The organism is Pedobacter sp., from assembly GCF_035566355.1.
In the GTDB taxonomy this organism is placed as follows: domain Bacteria; phylum Bacteroidota; class Bacteroidia; order Sphingobacteriales; family Sphingobacteriaceae; genus Pedobacter.
Map to the genome: position 1 here is coordinate 1 of NZ_DATMRL010000409.1, position 3319 is coordinate 3319.

Genomic DNA, 3319 nt, shown 5'->3' on the forward strand with positions numbered 1-3319 from the left:
CTGTACTCCTTAAAGCACTTAAGCGATATGGATGATATGCCGCCACATTTACGAAAGACGATTTTTGAGAAACTATATAATATAGCGGATTATACAAAGATGACAAAGGAAGAACAGGACATATACGATCAAGAGTTAAAGAGAAAGTGGGATAACGAAGCCGTTAGGGAACAGTCATTTCTTGATGGAGAGGAGCGTGGCAGGGTTGAGGAAAAGAAAGAAATAGTTCAATCCTTAAAAAAGATGGGATTGTCTAATGAACAAATCTCAGAAGCTACAGGTCTCTTTGCTGAAGAAATAGCAAATCTATAATACCATATAACCAAAACCAACACTAAAAGCCCTGGAAGAATTTCCTGGGCTTTTTTAATGGAAAGATCTTACTTTTATTTCTGCCTGGTTTAAAAAGAAGCCCTCTAAAGTAAACATCAATAAAGTTTATGGATTAATGCTTTGGGGTTGGTTCATGTAGTTGATAGTCAATATTGCCCTGTATTCCGAAATTGCCAGCGATTATATCAAATACCTAATTGTTAGATTTCGCACCTGAACCGGAACCCAAGAAAGGCGAAAAAAGTCTTACAGCTACGGTGGTGGACTAATTAGGTATTCAGAGAAATGTAGCGAGGTTAATGGCGGCATTAATGAAATTAGCGGTGCTCATATAATGCTTATTAGCTTATAACGAGCTGATCAAAGTTTTGGAATCGATGGTGTTTGTCAAACAGCAATTATCATCATAATCCTTAGTAGGGTTCAGACCAAAAGCAATCAAGAGTTCTTCTCGGACTGCTTTATTAGCCGGATTACGCAGGTCAAAATGAGTGAAGTAACTAGGATTTTTACTGTAGTCAAACTTTCCTTTATGGGCAATGGCGTTTTTAATTTCGAATAGGCCAGAATATTTAGGGTAAAAACCAATTCCATAAAAACCATAAGGGTTGGAAACTTTTCTTGAGTAACTATTCTCTTCTACGAATAGATTTTCTGCAACGAAATACTTGTTAAATGTAGTGGTAGAAAGTTCCTGATGAATAAGCCCCCATTGCAAAAATGATGCATGTTTTTGCATATTAATATGTCGGCCATATGATATTGGAAAATCCAATTCTTCAGGCTTTAATTCCTTATGTCCGATCACTTCAAATTGCCCGTAAAGTAGCAAGTTATCCATCATATAATCGGATGGTAAAGAACCTGTGTGCTGTAAAATTGTCAGATCGATATTTTTAGTTTCAGACAAATAAGCATATGCCTTGACCAGTACTGGTTTGGTCATTATCAGATTCAAGCCGTGGTCACGAGATAGGGCGCTCTTTTTTTTAATCTGGTCTATATTGGCCAGTACCCGCCCAAAGCCATATTGGGTTCTACTAACTTTAAAGGCAAAGAAATCACCAGACTTAAACTTAGAGAGTTTACGCCGGGCTTCCTTAAATTGATTAATTTCGACTAAGTGCTGTGGTGGAGCGCTATTGATAAAGTCTGTTACAATACTGCTTATTTCTAATGTTGCAGCATCTTTTACAAATTCCTTTTCCCAGCGAGTATCGTAAAAAGTGGTTTGGGTATTGTAATTGCCAATATAAACATGTCCATGATAATCTATGTTACAATATACACCTGTCGGTTGACGCGACTCCAATACTGAAGGGGTGAGTTTCTTTTCTTTCCCTTTACCCGTTTTAGGTAGTAATATTGTTCTACCACGAGTTAACTCATTGTACTGCTTTTCCTGATATTGCTCTTTAGTAGAGAGGATATGCCTTTTAATCACTTCTCCTTCAAAATAAAGAGTGCTCTCCGGACGATAGGTATCTCCCTTGAAGATCGTTTTTTCCCAATGTGGCTCTATCTGGTCTAAGCCAAAATATAGGCGTTGTTCATTGGTTAATTCAAATTTCATTAGTGGTATTTTACGCAGTTTAAATGCTAAATAATAATTATCAATTATACAAAACTCATTTATAAATATATAGTATTTAGTCTAACTGACAAACTTAGCGACTAAAACAACATAATAAAAAGGCCTCTGAGATGATCTCAGAGGTCTGTGTGAAGTCGAAGGGGCACAATTAAACAGTTATTGCCGGTTTTAAGGAGGGTGTTTCACAAACTGTGTCAATAGTGTAACTTTAAACTATCGACATAAGTATGGCAACACAAGAAGACTTTGATTTTGAAAGCTTCAAAAAGGAAGCTATCGCTGGCTTATATGCCGGCAAGAAAATGACTGGCACGGACGGCGTACTAGCCCCGATGATGAAACACTTTCTGGAATCTATGATGACCGGTGAGCTGGAGCACCATATTTCCGAGAGTAAACTGGCTGGTCAGGCTAACCGCAAGAACGGCAAAAGCAAGAAAACAGTACGGAGCTTAAGTTCGGGAGAGTTTGAGCTTGAGACCGGCCGGGACCGTCTAGGTACCTTTGACCCTAAGGTTGTCCCCAAGCGTCAGCTGATCATTACAGAGGAACTGGAAGGGAACATTCTCTCGATGTATGCCATGGGCATGAGTACGCGTGCAATGCGTGATTATGTGCAGGAAATGTACGCCATGGATATCTCTGCTGCTGAGATTTCAAGGATTACTGACAGTGTGCTTCCTGCAGTACAGGAATGGCGCAATCGTCCGCTTGAGGCCGTTTATCCCTTTGTATTCCTGGATTGTATGTTCTTCAAGGTTCGGATAAACGGAGCGGTGGAAACCCGTGCCATCTACAATATACTGGGTGTGGACATTGAGGGCAACAAAGATGTGTTAGGTCTTTATACTTCCGAAAACGAAGGCGCCAAATTCTGGCTGTCGGTGCTTACGGATTTGAAAGCGCGTGGTGTAGAAGACATCCTGATTGCCTGCATTGATGGATTGAAAGGTTTCCCTGAAGCGGTGGAGGCGATCTTCCCAAAGACAAGGGTGCAGCTTTGCATTGTTCACCAGATCCGTGCATCCATGCGCTATGCCCCTGAGAAAGATAAGAAGGCCGTAATGGCTGATATGAAACCAATCTATCAGTCAAGTAACGAACAGCAGGGATATGAAAGACTGCTGGAGTTTGAACAGAAGTGGGGTAAGAAATATCCCCTGAGCTGTAAGTCATGGCTGGACAACTGGGTAAACCTCTCTGCATTTCTCCCCCTCACTGAACAAGCGATTGCATTACCCAAGTCCATTTATCATTACTCCTGGGGTTATTGCAATGATATTCTTTAGAAACTTAAGTGTAAGATTCTTAGTGTTGGATTTGTTTAATATTATTCTGGTTTTATATTATTTTTTGTGTTAGTCTTAACCCATTTCTTTGAGGGATTAATTT

The 3319-nt window shown here is 39.8% G+C and carries 1 protein-coding gene and 2 pseudogenes; 2 read left to right on the top strand and 1 reads right to left on the bottom strand.

Annotation, left to right across the window (positions count from 1 at the left end):
• A pseudogene (locus VNZ46_RS15905) lies at positions 1-312 on the top strand (Rpn family recombination-promoting nuclease/putative transposase); the annotation flags it as partial.
• A gap of 367 nt (positions 313-679) precedes the next feature.
• Here the strand turns inward: VNZ46_RS15905 and VNZ46_RS15910 are convergent.
• Entirely contained in the window at positions 680-1906 is a 1227-nt protein-coding gene (locus tag VNZ46_RS15910) for an immunity 26/phosphotriesterase HocA family protein (protein WP_325561049.1), read from the bottom strand.
• Between the two features lie 248 nt (positions 1907-2154).
• On the opposite strand from VNZ46_RS15910, the pseudogene VNZ46_RS15915 reads away from it, so the two are divergent.
• A pseudogene (locus VNZ46_RS15915) lies at positions 2155-3150 on the top strand (IS256 family transposase); the annotation flags it as partial.
• Positions 3151-3319 lie beyond the last annotated feature (169 nt).